Source organism: Amorphoplanes digitatis, from assembly GCF_014205335.1.
Taxonomy (GTDB): domain Bacteria; phylum Actinomycetota; class Actinomycetes; order Mycobacteriales; family Micromonosporaceae; genus Actinoplanes; species Actinoplanes digitatus.
On record NZ_JACHNH010000001.1, the window covers coordinates 1,382,198 to 1,398,944 of the forward strand.

A 16,747-nucleotide genomic window follows, 5' to 3' on the forward strand; every position below is an offset into this window, starting at 1 on the left:
CGAGGATCGGGCCCTTGCCGGACTCTGCCGCGATGCAGTTGGCCCTCGACGCGCGTGCCATCGCCAAGCGTTATTGCAGAAACGCGGACGGCAGTCCCCGTTCGTGCGCGCCGTACCACGCGTCATGGCCCGTGCTGAGCCTGCTGTCGGCGGTCGCCTCGGCCGGTCACAACGAAAGCTTCTTCGTCAGATACATACGGCAGACCGCCGCCGCCAAGGGGCCGTTGTCCATTGTGATTTGCGCGCTCGCGGACTTCGAAATGCTCAGGGTGACGCTCCAGGCGTTGGGCGGCGGGCGCGGGCACCACGTATTCATCCTGGACTCGTGCCCGACACCGATCATGGTGGGCCGGCATTTCCTGAGGATCGTGGCGCCGGCCGGCACCGCCGTCTCCTTCGGGCTCGTCCGGGCCGAGGAGATCGCCCTGCGCAGCGGAAGTGTCGACCTCATCGCCACGGACATGTTCCTGAACAAGGTGCCGTTCGCCGATCAGCCGGCCGTGGTGTCGGAATGGCATCGCGTGCTCAAACGCGGCGGCGAGGTCGTCACCACGGTGCATCTGGCCGAGAACGGGCTGCGTATCCCGCTGCGGGCCGACGACGCCCAGGTCGACGACTTCAGCCGGCGGGTCGTGCGGCAGGCCGCGACCCAGCCATTGCTGAGCCGGGTCGAGGCAAGACTCATCGCCGAGGAGTACGCGCAGCACAACACCAGTTATCCGATCGTCGAAGTCGACTTCAAGAACTACTTCCATGGATTCGCCACCGAGGTCGTCGAACGGGCTACCTTCGAGGAATGTCTGACCTGGGCCAGCGCACGCGTCGTGGCGACCCGGGCCTGACGGCACGCCCCGGTCCTCCCGGCGTCCCGGGGGGATGGGACATCGATTTCGGCAGCACCCGGCTTGTGCGGGACTTCCGGTCGACGATCGTCGAGGTGCCCGGCCGTGGACTCGTCTACAAGACCCGCACGCTGCGCGCCGTGGAGTACGCCGAGATCGGCGAGGTCCTCGAACGCCTCATCGGCGGCGTCGTCGACGGCTTCCCCGAGATCATCGACTTCCGCCTCACCCAGCTCGCCGGCGAGCGCCGGCTGCACCTGCTCGTCGAACACGTCGACGGCATCTCGCTGGCGCACCGGCACAACGCGGCCTGGGACAACGAGCCGTCCTTCACCGACTGGGTCCGGCGCCGCCCGATCGCGTCCCGAATGGGCCTGGTCCGGCAGGCCGAACGCACCATCGAGCACCTGCACGAACTCGGACTCCACTTCCCGGACTTCAAGACCGAGCAACTCATGATCCGGGACGGTGACCGGCTCTGCGTCGTGGACATCGACGGTGTGGTGCTCCGCGGCGGCTTCGTCGCGCGGATGGGCCTGTGGCACAGCCCGGCCCTGCCCCGCGAACCGAGGAGCGACGACGCCGCGGATCAGCGCCGGATGGCCCGCGTACGGCACGAACTCATCCATGGCACGCATGCTGAAGGGTGACGTTGTGGACAAGTTCTCACCCCGGGAACATCTGCGCCTGCTCCGGTCGTATCTCGCGCACTATCCGGACTTCGCCCGGTTCCCGCACCGCGACGCCGAGCAGGTCCGTGAGTTCCAATGGGCCCGGGTGAAGGCGATCCTGGAGATCGCGTACCACTCCAGCCCTTTCTACCAGCGCCTGTACCGGGCGCACGGCGTACAGCCCGCCGACGTGCGTACGTGGGAGGACTTCGCCCGGCTGCCCACCGTGACCAAGCAGGACATCATGGGCTCCGAGCGGGAGTGCCTCGTCCGGGGCGCCCGCACAGACCGGCTCAGGCGCTCGCGAAGTTCAGGATCGTCGGGGCAGTTCATCGAGGTCTACTCCGACACCGGGCACTGGCTGGCCTCGGCACTGGCGACCTTCCGGATGATGCAACAGTCCTTCGGATTCAACCCGTTCCGATCCCGCGGCGGCGCGGTGATCTACACCTCGGAGCTGCCGTTCCAGGCGAGGTTCGGGCTGTACACGGCGGCTTACCTCAACACGCTGATGCCACGAGCCGAGATGATCCGCCGGCTGGTGCGGATCGAACCGGAGTACATCGTGTCGTATCCGTCCATCATCGCCGAGCTGATGGCGCACTTTCCCGCCGAATGCCGCCGCCTGCGACCGAAGGCGATTCTGACCAACTCCGAGCAGTCCACCCAGCTCCAACGCGATCAGATGGCGTCGTTCTTCGGCTGCCCGGTGCCCGACGAATACTCGACGGAGGAGCTGCGCGAGGTGGCCTTCCAATGCGCGCACGGCGCGTACCACCTACAGGAGGACTGCGTGTACACGGAGATCCTCGACCCGGAACGCAACGAGGTGCGGCCGGACGGCCAGGTCGGCGAGATAGTCGGCACCTCGTTCACCAATCCGACGATGCCGTTCGTCCGCTACCGGCAGGGCGACCTCGGCTCGCTGCGGCCTGCGGCGTGCGACTGCGGCCGGACCGGCCGGATCCTCGACGACATCTCCGGCCGCAAGAACTCGTCGTTCCGGCTGACCAATGGAGACGTGATCCCCTCTGGCCGGATCCTCGACTGGACCTACAAGCTGTTCATCGACCTGGCCGTGCCGATCGCGCAGTTCGAGGTGGTGCAGACCGCGACGACCGACGTGACCGTCAGGATCGTGACCGCGGCCGGGTACGACGATCCGGTACACGGCGAGATGATTCGGCAGAGCTTCCGGGGCGAGTTCGGCAGCCTGCTGTCCGTGCGGGTGGAGACGGTGGCCGAGCTTGCTCGTACACCCGCCGGGAAGCACATCCCGATCCGCTCGCTCGTCTGGTGAACGGGGCCCGCGCTCACCCATCCTTGCCGACGACATACACGACGATGAACGGCCGTTCCTTCTCGTCGCGCCATTCGACCGGGTCCTCGTCCCGGCCCATCGGCAGATGCTTCTCGACCAGGCCGAGTCCCACGGCATCGAACATCGACCGGTAGTCGCCGTCGGACCAGTAGTAGTCGTAGAGCACGACATCGGTGCCGAGAATCTGGAGCTTGACCTTCTCGCCGCTGCTCAGGACCCGATAGTTCTCCGGAAAGTCATAGGAGAAGGAGACCCAGTCGCCCTCGAAGCCGTCGGCCGGGTCGGTCACCACGACGATGCGGCCGTCCGGCTTCAGCACCCGCTTCATCTCGCGCAGAATCGCGACGATCTCGTCGCGGGTCGGCACCTCGATGAAGACGAAGCTGGAGAACACGACGTCGAAGGATGCGTCCTCGAACGGCAGCTTGGCGCTCTCCACCTGGCGGTACTTGCCGAACGGATCGAGTTGCCGGGCCTTGCCGAGCATCTCCGGGTTGATGTCCGCGCCGATCGTCGCGTAGCCCAGGCTCTTCAGGAAGCGGGTCGACCGCCCGGGTCCGCATCCGTAGTCCAGCGCCGCGGTGCCGCCGCCGTGCCGGGCCAACAGCTCGGGAATGTCGCGGAATGCCAGATAGAAGGTGCCGTCCAGGCCCAGGGTCGAGTACGACCCGGCGAACTTCGCGTAGTCGTGGGTCTTCGGGGAGCTCGACTCAATCGTGTCGCCGTCCACGACCAACACCTCTTCCTCGACCGCTCCCAGCACCCTGAGCGACGACATTTGCGGTTCCGTCAATCCGGTGACTCCAAAGATGTTCATTCCCTCATAGGGTTTCGGCGGGCGGAGCACCCTGATCGGCGCGCCCGATTCAGAATTGCACAGGCGGATACTGCCGTCCTCGCTCGCCGTGGCCACGTACTCCCGGCGCTCGTTGAACACCACCGCCCAGATGCCTTCCGCGTGTCCCCGCAGAACGCGTACGCACTCTCCGGTTTCGGTGTCCCAGACCCGCAGCGTGCGGTCCTTCCCGCCGCTCCAGATGCGTTTCCCGGTCCCGTCGAAGACGGCGGAGATGACCCAGCTGCCGTGCCCCTTGAGAACCTGAACCGGCTCGCCCGTCGCGATGTCCCAGACGCGCACCGTCTTGTCGTCGCTGCACGTCGCGAGCCGGGTGCCCGCCGGATTCACGGACACCGCGTGCACCCGGTCCTCGTGCCCCTCGATGGTCCGCACGCACGTCGCGTCCGCGAGCCGCCACAGCTTGATCGCCTTGTCCTCGCCGGCGCTGGCCAGCAGCTTCCCGTCCGGGGTGAACGCCAGCGACCAGATGCCGTCGGTGTGCCCGGTGAGCGTCTCGAGACACTCGCCGGAACCGGCGTCCCACAGCTTGATCGTTCGGTCGTCGCTACCGCTGGCCAGGATGCGGCCGTCCGTGCTGAATCGGATCACCTGCACCCAGTTCGCGTGCCCGGTCAGGGTGTTGACCACGGTCCACGTCCGGGTGTCCCAGATCTTGATGGTCCGGTCGTCGCTGCCGGTGGCCATGAACAGCCCGTCCGGGCTGAAGTCGACCGAGAACGTCCATCCGGTGTGAGCCCGCAGCGTCCTCAGGCAGGCGCCGCTGTCGACGTCCCAGATCTTGATCGTGAGGTCGCCGTAGCTGGCCACCAGCGTGCGTCCGTCGTGCGACGCGGCCAGCGCCTGCACCCAGTCGATGTATCCGTGCAGCGTGTTCCGGCAGACCCAGTCGCGGGTGTCCCAGATCCGCAGCGTGGTGTCATAGCCCCCGCTGACCAGGATCTGCCCGTCCTGAGAGAACTCGATCTTCCATACCTCGCCCCGATGCCGGGCCAGCGTGGTGAGGCAGGCGCCGTCCCGCAGGCTCCAGATCCGGATGGCGCCGCTCTCGCCGCTGCTGGCCAGGGTCTGGCCGCCGGGGTGGAACGCCACCGAGTGCACGCTGTCGGTATGGCCGCGCAGGGTGCGCACGCAGTCGCCGGAATCGGCCTCCCACAATTTGATCGTCTTGTCCCAGCTGCAACTCGCGACCAGCCGGCTGTCCGGGCTGAACCGGACCCCGCGGACCGTCTCGGTGTGGCCGGTGAGCGTCATCGGGTCGGTCCAGTCGAAGATGTTCCAGACCTTGACGGTGTGGTCCGCGCTGCCGCTCGCCAGCCGCTGCCCGTCCGGGCTGAAGTCCAGCGAGAAGACCTTGCGCTCGTGATCGGCCATGGTGGCGATGCACCTGCCGGTGGCGAGGTTCCACACCTTGATGGTGCGGTCCTCGCTACCGGTCGCGAGCAGGTTGCCGCGCGGGCTGAACGCGGTCGCCCACACGGAGTTGGTGTGCTCGCGAAACTCCTTGATGTACTGCCCGGTCTCCAGGTCCCACAGCCGGACGACCTTGTCCTCACCGCCGCTGGCCAGGGTCCGCCCGTCCGGACTGAACACCAGAGCGAAGATCCAGTTGATGTGCCCGCGCAGCGTCGCCACGACCTGGAGGTCCGCGAGCCGCCAGATGTGGATGTCGCCGTTGGAGGCGCTGGCGGCCACCAGCTCCCCGTTCGGGCTCAGCGCCAGGCAGGAGATCGGCCCGAAGGTCTGGGTGAACGCGCAGTCGGCCATGGCGGAATGCGCGAAACTCACCCCGTTGAGGCTGATCTCCTGGAGGTACGCCTGCCGCACGTTCAGCCCGGAGAAGTCGTAGCGCTCGATCCTCCCGGTCAGGCGGCAGAGCAGGTTGATGACGTTCCCGGCGGCGTAGCTCGGTGTGGAGTCGGCGAGGTCACGCAGCCTGCCGACATACTCGCGGAGCCGCTTCTCGGCCGCCGCCTCACCGCCCAGCTGGCCCTTGAGGTTGTCCACGATGGGGTTGGCGATCAGCCGGACCTGGGTCTCCCGGACATAGTCCCGCGCCAGCGCCTTGAGCAGGGCGTGGCTGTGCAGGAGATTGCGCTCGCCGGTGATCAGCTCCCGGGTGGCGCCCTCGATCAGCTGGTTGGTCAGGTGCTCGATGATGACCGGCTGGAGGCTGAATCGCGAGGAGGCCCGCTCGAGCGGCACCCGGCGCTGGAGCGACTGGATGGTCGACGGGAGCCGCCGCCGGGAGTCGAGGCGGAGGATGTTCGCCTCGAGCTCGACAAGCGTCACCGGCTCCCGGTCGATCGCGAGCCACACGAGGACTTCCAGCTCGGGCTCGGACAGCCGGTTGATGTGCCAGTCGAGCAGGTCCTGCAGGCCGTTGAAGACCGGCTTGCCCTGCGCCATGAATCGCGAGATGTCGCCGAAGAAGACCTCGGAGACGTGCTTGGCGGCGAGCTCGAGCGCCAGCGGGTTTCCGCTGTACAGCATGACGAGGTCGGACCAGTCGCTCTCGACGCCGGTGAAGCTGCCGATGTCGTCGAGGATCCTCCGGCCGCTGGCCTCGTCCATCCCGCCGATCTCGAAGCTGCGTACCGGACGGTTGATGCCCTCCATGTGCGAGACGTCGATCGGCTTCTCGCGGCTGTTGATGAGCAGGCAACTCTGGTGCGCGGTGGTGCCGATCCGCTTGAAGAGCTCGCCGAGGCCCTCGTAGCCGGGCCGGTATCCGTCCTCGAGCGCGTCGCCGCTCTGCAACACCGATTCCACGTTGTCGAAGGCGATGAGGCAGCGGTGGTTCTGCAGGTAATGCAGCAGCGTCTCGATCTGCTCCTCGAGCGAATCCGGCAGCGAGACCTGTTGCTGGTTGGAGACGAAGGCGATGACGTCCCGCAGGATCTCCGCGACGGGCGGCGCGTTGAGCAGGCTGCGCCAGACCACGAAGTCGAAGCTGCCGGCGACCCCGTGTCGCAGCTCGGCCGGCAGGTCGGTCCGGGTGATCCCGCCCCTGGCCAGCCCGAGCGTGACGGCGGTCTTACCGATCCCCCGAAGGCCCACGATGCTGACGATCCGGCACCGCTCGTCGACGATCCACCGGCGGAGCTCGGTCATCTCCCGGGTGCGGCCGAAGATGCTCGGGACGTCCGGCGCGTGGCCCCAGTCCACGTACTGCCGTTCCTCCTGGTCGGCGAGGAACAGCGACGGCAGGTGCGGCCACAGGTCCTCCATCACCTGTGCGGAGATCGCCAGGCCCCGCTCGCCGTGCCCCTGCATCATCCGCAGGATGCCGACCGCCGCGCCGTTCTCGGGGTCGATGATCGGTGAGCCGCTCTGGCCCGGCTGCAGGGTGAGATCATCGATGATCTTGATGTCCCAGGCCTCCAGCCGGTGCGGGCGCCTACGGGACTCCAGGCCGACCTGCTGGCCCAGCACGCCGCTCAGTTCCCGGATGACGTACTCCTGGCCGTGCACGCGCTGGAAGCCGGCGGTCCTGATCGCCATTCCCTTGGCGCCGGACGGCTGGAGGATCAGCGGAACCCGGTCGAGGCGCAACCCCACCCGGACGATGGCCAGATCGACATCCTGGTCCTCGCCGGACGCGATCACGCGGGCGCGAAGCCCGTCGGCGGTCACGCTCTCCGCGCCGCCGATCTCCCGGATGACATGGGCGCAGGTCAGGATGTACGTCGAGTGCGCGTCCCGATGAATGACGAAGCCGCTGCCGAATCGGGTGTTTTCAAGATCGGAGCTCGCCAGGCGGACGATGGAGTCGGCCCAGGACGCTTCGGCCATTCCCGTTCCTCTTTCTGGCGTCGGCTATTCCGCGGCGGTCTTGATCTTCAGATTCACCATGATGTTCGCGCCGGACTTGACTTTGGCCAAATAGATGTTGCCTTCGCCTTCGAAGCTGAAACCGAGCTGGATCTCGGCTGCCTCGATCTCGCCCTCGGACCGCAGCTCCCTGCACATGGCGATCACCGGCCGGCACACGCGCACCAGAACGGGTTGCAATTGGTCGAACGCCGTCTGGACCCGCTCGGCGAGTCCGCCGCTGATCTCGCGCGAGTAGGTGGTGGTCGCTTCTACTTCCACCAGGGTGCCGTCGGTCAGCTCGATCAGGCGAGTAGGCATTCCACTCCTTCACCGGCGGTTCTCGAAATGCCTGCTGGGAAGGCGGGTGCCCGGCCTCCCTCGGCGCGTGCCCCGAGCCTACGCGAGTCGGAGGACGGAAAGTAACAGCGCGACCACGCGAACGCGCCGCCGGCCTCAGTACAGGCTGGAGCGTCGGGTGGGGGAGAGGCGGAAGTGTTCGGTCCTCGTCACCTTCTCGGGGGCATCCAGCTGAAGGGGTGACCGGGTGAGCCACAGGAGCGCGTGCTCGCCCTCGCGAACCGGCAGCGCGGGGAAGTCGTTCGTGGCGTACTCGGTTCGGAGTACGGCCAAGGTGTCCGGCGGGTACCCGGCGGGATCGGGGAAGGGGTCGGCCCAGTACCAGATCGTCGCGTGCAGAATCGAGGCCGGATCGGCGTCGGCTCGGTCGAACACCGGCAGCGCAACGATCTCGCGGAGCAGGAGTACATCGTCCGAGTCGAGCATCGTCGCGTTCGCGGCCGGCCCGTGCCTGGCCCAGACCGGGCCGGTGTAGAAGGCGGCCAGGCCGGCGCGGCGTGACCGCATGTCGGGGAATCCGCGCAGCCACACGAACTGGTCGGGCCGGTCGAGATCGCGGAACTGGCCCAGCACCGCCATCCCGAGCTCCTCCTGCGTCTCGACGAATTCGCGGTCGAACAGGTCGATCAGCTCGTCGCGGCGGCCCTCGCGCAGGGTGTAGCGGCGCAGTTCGACGATCACACCAGGATCCTTTCCGGAAAGACTCTGTTACAGCTGCGCCCTCGCCTCGACGCCGTCAGCTGGTCGGCGGCTCTCCGCCGGGGCTCGATCGCTCCTCGAGCCAGAGCAGGTGTCCTCGTACCACCCAGCCGATCCAGTAGATCGCGAGCAGAACGACGAAGCTCGCGGCCGACACGACGGCCAGAACGGCAGCCAACGGTTGGAAGAAGCCCCCGTCGCCGTTCCAGCCTGAAGCTCCAAGCGCGGCGAGCACGGCGAAAGCGATCATGAGAATGGGCAGTACAGGTCGATCGACGGGATGCGGATGACGCGACAAGCTCACGTGACTCCTTCGGGACCTAGATCGGGAAGCTGCCGCGGCGCCAGTGCCAGTGGCCGCCCGCCTTCAGGTGGTCGATGGTCGCGCGCTGGAGCACGGTGCGGCGCGGCAGCTGGTCGAGCGGCGTGCTCAGGGTGCGGAACACGAACCGCAGCATCTCGACGTCGGCGTCCAGCCCCTCCGGCTCCTCGTAGGGCTCCAGCTCGAACCTGTGCTGGAACCGGGCGATGTTGGAGTCGCCGGGCAGGTACCGCAGCAGCTGCGGGTCGAGCAGCCACGAGCCGCAGGAGAAGGCCGTGTAGGGCTCGTCGGGAAAGTGGCGCGGGAAGAACGCGCGGGCCTCGTCGAGCGACGCGTCGACCGCCTCCGGTGTCAGCGGCCCGGCGTCGGGGATGTGCAGGCTGATGGCGGTGTCGCCGCGCTGGTGTTGCAGCCGGCCCAGCTCGTAGAGGCCGCCGCGGGCGTGCAGCGTCAGCCAGCTCTGCATGACCGGCCAGCCCTCGCCGTGCATCCGCCGGTCGACCGCGAGGTTGCGGCCCAGGTCGGCGAGGGTCACCCACGAAACGGCATCGGGGATGCCGTGGTCGCGGTGGTACTCGGTGACGACGTCGACCAGGGCCAGGTAGGCGTACACGTAGAGATGTCGCCAGGCGAGGCCGCGATCGCGCGGCAGTTCCGGGCCGGGCGGCAGCCATTCGTGGCCCCCGAGGTCCCCGCGGACGAGGGCGATCGAGCGGTCGAGCAGCCAGCGCAGCTCCGGGGTCCACAGTGTCGAGTCGGGGTCGGGCCAGCCCGCGATGATTTCCGCGGCGTCGTCCGGCCGGACCCCGAGCCGGTCGAGGATCGCCGGCGCGTCGGCCTTGGCGGGCAACGGAGCCGACGGCCGGTCGCCGGCGAGCCGGTCCACGCGCTCGATGTCCTCGACGGGTACCCCGAGCCGTGCGGCAATGTCGTGCAGATCCACGCGCCGACCTTACTGGCCGGTGTCGATCTGGGCGCGGGCTTCGTGGCGGACGGCGTCCCGTCCGGGCTTGGCGGGTTACAGGACTCGGGTGACACCCTCGGCGGCGATCCGGTCGTCGAGAACGTCGCGGTCCAGGTTGGCGCAGAGCACGATCGAGGCGCCGGCTGACAGCGGCGCCAGCAGCCAGCCCACGGGCTCTTCCCGCTGGGACGCGTCGATCAGCACGCGGTCACCCGCCCGTAGGTCCAGCGAGGCGGCGATGCTCTGCGCGATCTCGCCCCACTGCGCGTAGCTTGTGCCGTCGGTGCTGGCCGCGTCGTGCTGACCGGCCGGCACGTAGGCCGGGACGTCATCCGGGTGGCGCAGCGCCTCGGTGATGAAGTCCAGGTAGCCGGCCGGCACGTCGTCGGGCCGTTCGCCGTCCGGTGCCAGGCTCAGGACGTAGCGGTGCCGGGCCGGCGGCACCTCCTCGAGCCAGCTGTCCAGCCGTGCGCGTGAGACGAAGACGGCGTCCAGGGTGCGCTCGGGGGCCGGTTGCAGGCCCGCCCGCGCCCACGACCTGAACGAGACGGCGATCCCCGCGGACCAGGCGCCGAGCAGCACCGCGGCGGTCTGCCAGTGCGGCGGGAGCAGGACCCCGGCGTGCGCACCGGGCGCCAGCCCGCAGTCCTCGCGCAGCAGGCTCGCGGTCCGCGCGGCCCAGCCACCCAGATCCGTGGCGCTGAGTTCGGTCCGCTCGCCGGTGGCGTCGTCGTAGTAGGTCAGCAGCGGTCGGTCGGCACCGGTCAGCAGGACGGACAGATCGGCGTTGGCGGTCGACTGCATCGGCTTGCTCCGGGGTGACGTGACGACGGTGGGCGGCCCGCTGAACTCTAGCTATCGTCGCCGGGGTTAGGGCTCGATCAACAGCCGGGTGGTTTGCATCTTGGCCGCCAACGAGAATCGGGCTCCCTCCCATGGGAGGAAACCCGCTCTGACCTGCTGTGCTACCTGGTGGGCGATACTGGGATCGAACCAGTGACCTCTTCCGTGTCAAGGAAGCGCGCTCCCGCTGCGCCAATCGCCCTCGATCGTAATGCCGAGGTGGAGACGGGATTTGAACCCGTGTACACGGCTTTGCAGGCCGTTGCCTCGCCTCTCGGCCACTCCACCGAGCTGGCCCCGCACGTAACCTGTGGCGGCCTCTCCGAGCGGACGACGGGATTCGAACCCGCGACCCTCACCTTGGCAAGGTGATGCGCTACCAGCTGCGCTACGTCCGCTTGTCTTTCCGGTGGCGTTCCCCGGCGACGGATGAAACATTAGCGGGTACCCCGGCCCCTTGCCAAACCGGGGGTCCCTCGGCGCGTCGCGGGCTGGTTATCCACAGGCCAGGAAACGGGCGAGCGCCCAGCGCCTGTTCCCGCTTGGATGGCCTCATGGAGATCCGACAGATCACCGCCGCAGAGCGCACCGACGCCATGTTCCCCCTTCAGTCTTATGCCTTCATGCCCTCGCCCTGGGCCGATACCGATCGGGAGACCTACGCCCGGCGGATGCAGTATTACGACACCGCCGTCAGCCTCGTCGCCGAGGAGGACGGGCAGGCGCTGGCCGGCGTCGCCGCGTTCCCGATGCGGCAGAACGTGCGCGGTGTCGTTCACGACATGGCCGGGGTCGCGTCCGTCGCCACCCATCCGGCCGCGCGGCGTCGCGGCTTCGTCCGGGCGCTGCTGGGCCGGCTCCTGCACGAGATGCACGACCGGGGGAGCACGGTGAGCACCCTCTATCCGTTCCGTGCGTCGTTCTACGGCCGCTTCGGCTTCGTGGGCCTTCCGCGGGTCCGGACCGCCGCCTTCGCCCCGGAGGGCCTCTCGCATCTCCTGAGAGCCGATCTGCGCGGCGAGGTGGAGCGCCTGCCCATGCGGGAGGCCTTCGACGACTACAACGCCCTGACGCTGCGCCTGCTGGGCGAGCGGCACGGCTTCTCGGTGTTCGACGAGGTGCGCACCGCCGAGTTCCGGGAGAGCCCGGCTCGCTGGGTGGCGATCGCCCGGGTCGACGGCGAGGTGGTTGGCGCCGTCGCCTATCGGATCGACGAGTTCGGCGGTGACCTGTTCACGGACGACCTGCTGGTCACGGGGCCACTGGGCCGGGCGCTGCTGTTGCAGTTCTTCGCTCGGCACGTCGACCAGGTGGCCCGGATCGTCATGAAGATCGGGGTGGACGAGGTGCCGGAGTTGTGGGGGACCGACCTCGCGGTGCTCGCCGAGGGGCGCGTCGCGTTTCCCCGCCGGGGCGGGCCGATGGCTCGGCTGCTTTCGATGGAGGCGCTGACCGGCACCGCCACGCCGGCGACCGGGGCGGTGACGGTGGAGGTGACCGGCGACGAGTTCATCGGCGGGCGCTACCGGCTGGCCGGCGAGGACGGCCGGCTCGTTGTGGAGCAGAGCAAGGACGAGCCGGAGGCCACGCTCACCTGCTCCGGAATCTCGGCCCTCGCCTACGGCGTGCTCGACCCGATCGAGGTCACGACGAGAGGCTTCGGCCAGGTGGACGCCGCGGCGATCGACCCGCTGACCGCACTCTTCCCAAAGCAGATGCCCTACATGTTCGCCGACTTCTGATCACCCGCGGCGCGAAACCGATCCAGGTGCGACCGGCCAGCCGGCGGCACGCCCGCCGGCAGGCCGCCGAAATCGGCCGCGGGTCAGACCGCGGTCGGCAATACGGGCGGGCTGAACGTGCTCGTCGGCCCGCTGGGGAATTCGGCCGCGGGTCAGACTGCGGCCGGCAAACCGGCCGAGCTGAATGCTCGTCCGTCGTCTGTTACGACTGCTGAGTCGTAGCCGTCGGCGGTGCGCTTGGCGAGCCAGGCGATGCCCGCCTCGCCCATGGCCAGCGCGGCAGTCGCGTAGGCGTCGGCAAGTGCAAGGTCGGGGCCGACGACGGTCACCGACCGGAGACCCCGGGCGGGACCGCCCGTACGTGGATTGAAGACATGATCGCCACGCTCATAGGTACCGGAAGTCGCCACCGCCTGGTCGGTCAGCGCGAGCACCCAGCTCAGCTTGTCCGCCTCCCACGGGTGCCGGACGCCGACCCGCCACGGTGCGCCGGCACCGGACAGGCCGCGGGCCCTGATGTCCCCGCCCGCGTTCACGCAGTGGTTCACCGAACCCGCCTCGGCCAGGCGGGCCGACGCGACCTCCACCGACCACCCCTTGACGTACCCCGACGGGTCCAGCGGGCCGGCCGCGTACGCGTCGAAGTAGCCGTCGGTCTCCCGCCACAGGTCGGCGCACGCCTCCAGGACGTGGCGCATGTCCGCCGAGTAGTCCGCCGGTGTGATCTCCCGGCGGCGCAGGCGGCTGACCTCGCTGTCGTCCCGGTACGTGCTGAAGCGCCGGTCGACCTCGTGCAGCCAGCCGCAGGTGTCGCCGATCATCGTCCGCAGGTCCGCCTCCGGGAGGTCGTCCGCGAGGTCGATGCTGACGACCGTGCCCATGACGTGTTCGGCGTGATGCATGGTGCCGGACCTTACGCGGACGCGGCGTCGATCGCGGCCTGTAGGGACTTCACGTACGACTCCGAGGTGAACGTCGCGCCGGAGACCGCGTCCACCTCGGCGCTCTGTGCCTTGACCGTCGCCTGCTTGAGCGAGGCGATCGCCGGCGGGTTGATCGTCGCGCTGTCGCCGGTGAGCGGGTACGTGGCGTCCGCCGCGGTGATCTTGCCGCCGGTGACCTTGATCGAGACCTGGACGGTGCCGTACGGGTTCTTCGCCGCCGAGCCCTTGAAGACGCCGTTGGTGAGGCCGGCGCCACCGGCCTCACCCGACGCCTCGTCGGGGGACTTCTCGGGGGCGGCGGGCTTCTTCGACGCCTTCTTCGACGGGGTGGCGCTCGGGTCCGCGTCCTGTCCCGAGTTCGCCAGGTCGACCGCGGGCGGGGCGGCCGCGGGGATGACGGGTGCGGACACGCTCAGCCGGACACCGACGATCAGAGCTGCGCCGGTCAACGTCCCGATGGCTGCTGCGGTGCTGCGTCGCATGAGGAAACTCCCGGAAATCAGAATTCGAAGGGGTCTAGGTGCAACTGGCTGTCTGGCACTTCCAGCTCGCGCAGGGTCTGCACCGCGGCGTCCACCAGACCGGGCGGGCCGCACAGGTAGACATCCCGGCGGTTGACGTCAGGCACCAGACCGAGCAGGCCGTTCGCCGTGAAGAGGCGGCGCGGGCCCGGGTCGTTGCGGGAGCCGACGATGTAGCGGACCCAGGCGTCGCGCCGCTCGGCCAGGTCCTCCAGCTCCTCGCGGAAGACCAGCTCGTCGGGGCGGCTGGCGCGGTAGATCACGATCGTGTCCGGCGGCATGTCCTCGAGCAGGGCGCGGATCGGCGCGATGCCGCTGCCGCCCGCGATCAGCAGGGCGCGGCGGCGGGTGCGGCGCTGGGCGGTGAAGGTGCCGAACGGGCCCTCGGCCCAGATCGGTGTGCCCGGCTCCATCTCCGCCAGCTTCGCGGTGTGCCCGCCGACCGCCGCGACGGTCAGGCGCAGCCACTGCGAGTTCGGCGCCGCCGAGAGCGAGAACGGGTGCGACTGCCACCAGCCGTTGGCGGTCAGGAACCGCCAGCGCATGAACTGGCCCGCCTGGGCCGGAAGCTTGTCGAGGTTCTTGCCGTCGATGTAGATCGAGAAGGTGTTCGTGCCCTCGGCGACGACCTCGGCCACCTCGAAGCGGTGCCGCACGTTCAGCCAGAGCGGCTCGACCAGCCGGCCCCAGACCAGGGCGGCGATCACCAGCGCGCTCAGCCCGGGCCAGAAGATCGAGGCGAAGCGGCCGGACAGGTCCGCGCCCGTCGCGACCTGGTGGCCATAACCCAGCAAAAGCACGAGGTACGCGGTGAGGTGGATGAAGTGCCACAACTCGTACGGCAGCTTGCTGCGGGCCGCCCGGATCGAGATGAGGCTGATCAGCACCAGCAGGCCGGTGGCGACCGCCGCGCTGATCATCTCGGGGAGCGTGGTGATGATCGTCCAGGCCTGGTCGACCACGCCGGCCTCGGCCGTCAGCGCGTAGCCGTAGACGATGAAGACGATGTGCGCGAGCACCAGGACCACGAGCGACGTACCCAGCCAGCGGTGCCAGCGCAGCAGGTCGCGGGCGCCGACCCACTCCTCGAGCCAGGAGACCCGGCTCATCATCAGCAGCTGGATGAAGAGCACGTAGCCGCCGGCCAGGCCGGTGATCCGGCCGACCGCCAGCATCATGGTCGCGGTGTCGTTGATCGCGCCGGCCTGGGTGTCGAAGAGCCAGAGCGCGAGGCTGGCCGCCAGCCCGGAGAAGAACAGCAACACCATGAGCAGGCGGTTTCCCGAGGTGGCCTCGGCCGGCGGGCGGTCGTCGGTGACGATCGCCGGGCCGGTGCCCTGCCAGCCGGACGGCTCGGACGGCGCCTCGACGATGATGTCGCCGCGGGGCACGCCCTCGTTCAGGTCCGGCTGCTGCCAGAACTCGCGCTCGGGTGCGAGGGTCTGTGTGAACGCCGGCTCGCGCAGGTCGTCGAAGGATGGAAACGCGGTCGGCCCTGGTCGGCCGGCAGTGTCGCCGTTCGCTCGCGCCATCGACCTCACCCGCTCAGCAGTCGTCGTTCGGCGTCTGCCGCCCCCCGGCGGCTGACGTGACGGCCCGGTTCTCGGCAGGCCGTCGACGGGTACTACGCGGTTTAGCGGGTTAAGGCTCAAACCTGAGAGGAAAAAGTCAGTTGTACGAGATGATCTTGTCTATCAGGCCGCCGCCGGGGAAGTCGAGCATGACCATTCCGGTACGGGTCAGGCCGTGACCCTCATTGAGGTAGATCAGCAGAAACGGGTCGACGCCCTGCACTCCGAACGCGCCGCCGGCCACCTGCTGCGGCTGGGCGAAGATGCTGGAACCGCTGCCGAAATTGACGTACATCTTCGCCGGGTCGCCGGCGCTCGTGGCGTCGAGATGGCGCCTGACCTGGTCGCGCTTGGTGGCGATGGCGCCGACGTTGGGCACCGAGTAGTTGTCCTGGACGTAGGTCGAGGAGCCGTTGCCCCACTGCGCGAACTGGGTCAGCCCGTAGTGCTCGATCGGGCTGCCGTACGCGCCGTGCAGCACGGCGAGCACCACCTTGCCCCGGACCGCGCCCAGCGTGGGCGTCGCGGCGGCGGCCCCGCGGGTCACCGACGGCTGCCAGAACAGCGAGGAGACGTACGAGTCGAAAATGTCCGGAAAGCTCTTCTGGCCCGACACGTCGGTACAGGATCCGATTTCTCCCGTGCACTCCTGCTTGAGCCGCATGACGACGGTCTCGCCCGGGTGGGCCGCGAGGAAGGTGCGCAGTACGTTCAGGACATCGTCGAAATTGGCGTTCTGATAGACCGCGCCGTGGTGGATCGTGAAGGTGTTCCCGCCGTTCACCCGGGCGCGAATGTCGATCATTCGGATGCCGGCGTCGAGTTGCCGGGCCAGCGTCGCACCGCTGTCGCCGAAGCTTTCCTGGGTCTGGGTCAGCGCGCCGCCGTGGATCGACATCGAGTTGTGCGTGCCGGGAATGGACAGCGCGGATAGACCGGTCGAATCGGGCAGGGATTGCATCCAGTCCGGATGACTCGCCGAACCGAGCGTCCGATAGGACGCATCGGCAGCGAGCGCGCGTGCGGGTGCGGCGCGGAGCGCGCCGAGCGCGGCGTTCGGCGTGGCATCGAGTGTGGTGGCCGCGGCGTCGTGCACGGCGGATTCGGCGTGGTGTGTGGCGCCGGCCGCTTTGGATGCGAGGGCGGTGGTGGAGGTGGCGTGCGCGGCGGTGGGTGCCGCTACCAGTGAGGCAAGGGCCGCGAGGACTGCGAGGGAGCCCATCATGCAGTGAAACATATCGATTTATGAGGGACCGCGGAAGCCCTCCGGATTCCGGC

14 protein-coding genes and 3 tRNA genes are annotated in these 16,747 nt (G+C 68.7%); 4 read left to right on the plus strand and 13 right to left on the minus strand.

Going from position 1 to position 16,747, the window contains the following annotated elements; translation table 11 throughout:
- Positions 1-32 precede the first annotated feature (32 nt).
- From BJ971_RS06400 to BJ971_RS06410, 3 genes are read left to right on the plus strand one after another with little or no spacing between them, the layout of a single operon-like run.
- Entirely contained in the window at positions 33-842 is an 810-nt protein-coding gene (locus BJ971_RS06400; protein WP_184990701.1) for a class I SAM-dependent methyltransferase, read from the plus strand.
- Positions 797-1,492 (plus strand): serine/threonine protein kinase, encoded by a 696-nt coding sequence (locus BJ971_RS06405; protein ID WP_184990703.1) that lies wholly within the window; start codon positions 797-799, stop codon positions 1,490-1,492. The genes BJ971_RS06400 and BJ971_RS06405 overlap by 46 nt, the downstream gene beginning before the upstream one ends.
- Entirely contained in the window at positions 1,470-2,813 is a 1,344-nt protein-coding gene (locus BJ971_RS06410; protein ID WP_184990705.1) for a phenylacetate--CoA ligase family protein, read from the plus strand. Before BJ971_RS06405 ends, BJ971_RS06410 begins: the two co-directional genes overlap by 23 nt.
- Positions 2,814-2,826: 13 nt before the next feature.
- On the opposite strand, the gene BJ971_RS06415 is transcribed toward BJ971_RS06410, so the two are convergent.
- The 9 genes from BJ971_RS06415 to BJ971_RS06455 form a co-directional block, all read right to left on the minus strand.
- Complete coding sequence (locus BJ971_RS06415; protein ID WP_184990707.1) at positions 2,827-7,485, minus strand: WD40 domain-containing protein; 4,659 nt, start codon at positions 7,483-7,485, stop codon at positions 2,827-2,829.
- Between the two features lie 24 nt (positions 7,486-7,509).
- Positions 7,510-7,824, minus strand: coding sequence for a CU044_2847 family protein (locus BJ971_RS06420; RefSeq protein WP_184990709.1), 315 nt, complete (start codon positions 7,822-7,824; stop codon positions 7,510-7,512).
- A gap of 135 nt (positions 7,825-7,959) precedes the next feature.
- Positions 7,960-8,544, minus strand: coding sequence for an NIPSNAP family protein (locus BJ971_RS06425; protein ID WP_184990711.1), 585 nt, complete (start codon positions 8,542-8,544; stop codon positions 7,960-7,962).
- A 55-nt stretch (positions 8,545-8,599) separates the two neighbouring features.
- Entirely contained in the window at positions 8,600-8,866 is a 267-nt protein-coding gene (locus tag BJ971_RS06430; protein ID WP_184990713.1) for a hypothetical protein, read from the minus strand.
- Between the two features lie 16 nt (positions 8,867-8,882).
- On the minus strand, positions 8,883-9,827 hold the full coding sequence (locus BJ971_RS06435) for an acyltransferase domain-containing protein (RefSeq protein WP_184990715.1): 945 nt from the start codon (positions 9,825-9,827) through the stop codon (positions 8,883-8,885).
- A gap of 75 nt (positions 9,828-9,902) precedes the next feature.
- Positions 9,903-10,652 carry a TIGR03089 family protein gene (locus tag BJ971_RS06440; RefSeq protein ID WP_184990717.1) on the minus strand — a complete coding sequence of 250 codons (750 nt, stop codon included), beginning with the start codon at positions 10,650-10,652 and terminating at the stop codon, positions 9,903-9,905.
- Positions 10,653-10,818: 166 nt separating this feature from the next.
- Positions 10,819-10,893: transfer RNA gene (locus BJ971_RS06445), tRNA-Val, on the minus strand.
- A gap of 15 nt (positions 10,894-10,908) precedes the next feature.
- Positions 10,909-10,979, minus strand: a tRNA-Cys gene (locus BJ971_RS06450).
- A 37-nt stretch (positions 10,980-11,016) separates the two neighbouring features.
- A tRNA-Gly gene (locus tag BJ971_RS06455) sits at positions 11,017-11,089 on the minus strand.
- A 156-nt stretch (positions 11,090-11,245) separates the two neighbouring features.
- On the opposite strand from BJ971_RS06455, the gene BJ971_RS06460 reads away from it, so the two are divergent.
- The gene (locus tag BJ971_RS06460) at positions 11,246-12,433 is read left to right on the plus strand and encodes a GNAT family N-acetyltransferase (RefSeq protein ID WP_184990719.1); all 1,188 of its coding nucleotides are present in this window, start codon (positions 11,246-11,248) and stop codon (positions 12,431-12,433) included.
- 152 nt (positions 12,434-12,585) lie between these two features.
- Here BJ971_RS06460 and BJ971_RS06465 read toward each other — a convergent pair whose 3' ends face one another.
- The 4 genes from BJ971_RS06465 to BJ971_RS06480 form a co-directional block, all read right to left on the minus strand.
- Positions 12,586-13,335, minus strand: coding sequence for an FAD:protein FMN transferase (locus BJ971_RS06465; protein ID WP_239087459.1), 750 nt, complete (start codon positions 13,333-13,335; stop codon positions 12,586-12,588).
- 11 nt (positions 13,336-13,346) lie between these two features.
- On the minus strand, positions 13,347-13,859 hold the full coding sequence (locus BJ971_RS06470) for an FMN-binding protein (protein WP_184990721.1): 513 nt from the start codon (positions 13,857-13,859) through the stop codon (positions 13,347-13,349).
- Between the two features lie 17 nt (positions 13,860-13,876).
- A complete protein-coding gene (locus BJ971_RS06475; protein ID WP_184990723.1) occupies positions 13,877-15,430 on the minus strand; it encodes a ferredoxin reductase family protein in 1,554 nt (517 codons plus the stop codon).
- Between the two features lie 136 nt (positions 15,431-15,566).
- Entirely contained in the window at positions 15,567-16,565 is a 999-nt protein-coding gene (locus tag BJ971_RS06480) for a phosphatidylinositol-specific phospholipase C (protein ID WP_184990725.1), read from the minus strand.
- Between the last annotated feature and the right edge of the window lie 182 nt (positions 16,566-16,747).

What these genes read in the sequence shown, in the direction of transcription:
- BJ971_RS06400 (WP_184990701.1), top strand. Translation starts at nt 33, where the DNA reads ATGCAGTTGGCCCTCGACGCGCGTGCCATCGCCAAGCGTTATTGCAGA.
- BJ971_RS06405 (WP_184990703.1), top strand. Translation starts at nt 797, where the DNA reads ATGTCTGACCTGGGCCAGCGCACGCGTCGTGGCGACCCGGGCCTGACG.
- BJ971_RS06410 (WP_184990705.1), top strand. Translation starts at nt 1,470, where the DNA reads ATGGCACGCATGCTGAAGGGTGACGTTGTGGACAAGTTCTCACCCCGG.
- BJ971_RS06415 (WP_184990707.1), bottom strand. Translation starts at nt 7,485, where the DNA reads ATGGCCGAAGCGTCCTGGGCCGACTCCATCGTCCGCCTGGCGAGCTCC.
- BJ971_RS06420 (WP_184990709.1), bottom strand. Translation starts at nt 7,824, where the DNA reads ATGCCTACTCGCCTGATCGAGCTGACCGACGGCACCCTGGTGGAAGTA.
- BJ971_RS06440 (WP_184990717.1), bottom strand. Translation starts at nt 10,652, where the DNA reads ATGCAGTCGACCGCCAACGCCGATCTGTCCGTCCTGCTGACCGGTGCC.
- BJ971_RS06460 (WP_184990719.1), top strand. Translation starts at nt 11,246, where the DNA reads ATGGAGATCCGACAGATCACCGCCGCAGAGCGCACCGACGCCATGTTC.
- BJ971_RS06465 (WP_239087459.1), bottom strand. Translation starts at nt 13,335, where the DNA reads ATGCATCACGCCGAACACGTCATGGGCACGGTCGTCAGCATCGACCTC.
- BJ971_RS06470 (WP_184990721.1), bottom strand. Translation starts at nt 13,859, where the DNA reads ATGCGACGCAGCACCGCAGCAGCCATCGGGACGTTGACCGGCGCAGCT.
- BJ971_RS06475 (WP_184990723.1), bottom strand. Translation starts at nt 15,430, where the DNA reads ATGGCGCGAGCGAACGGCGACACTGCCGGCCGACCAGGGCCGACCGCG.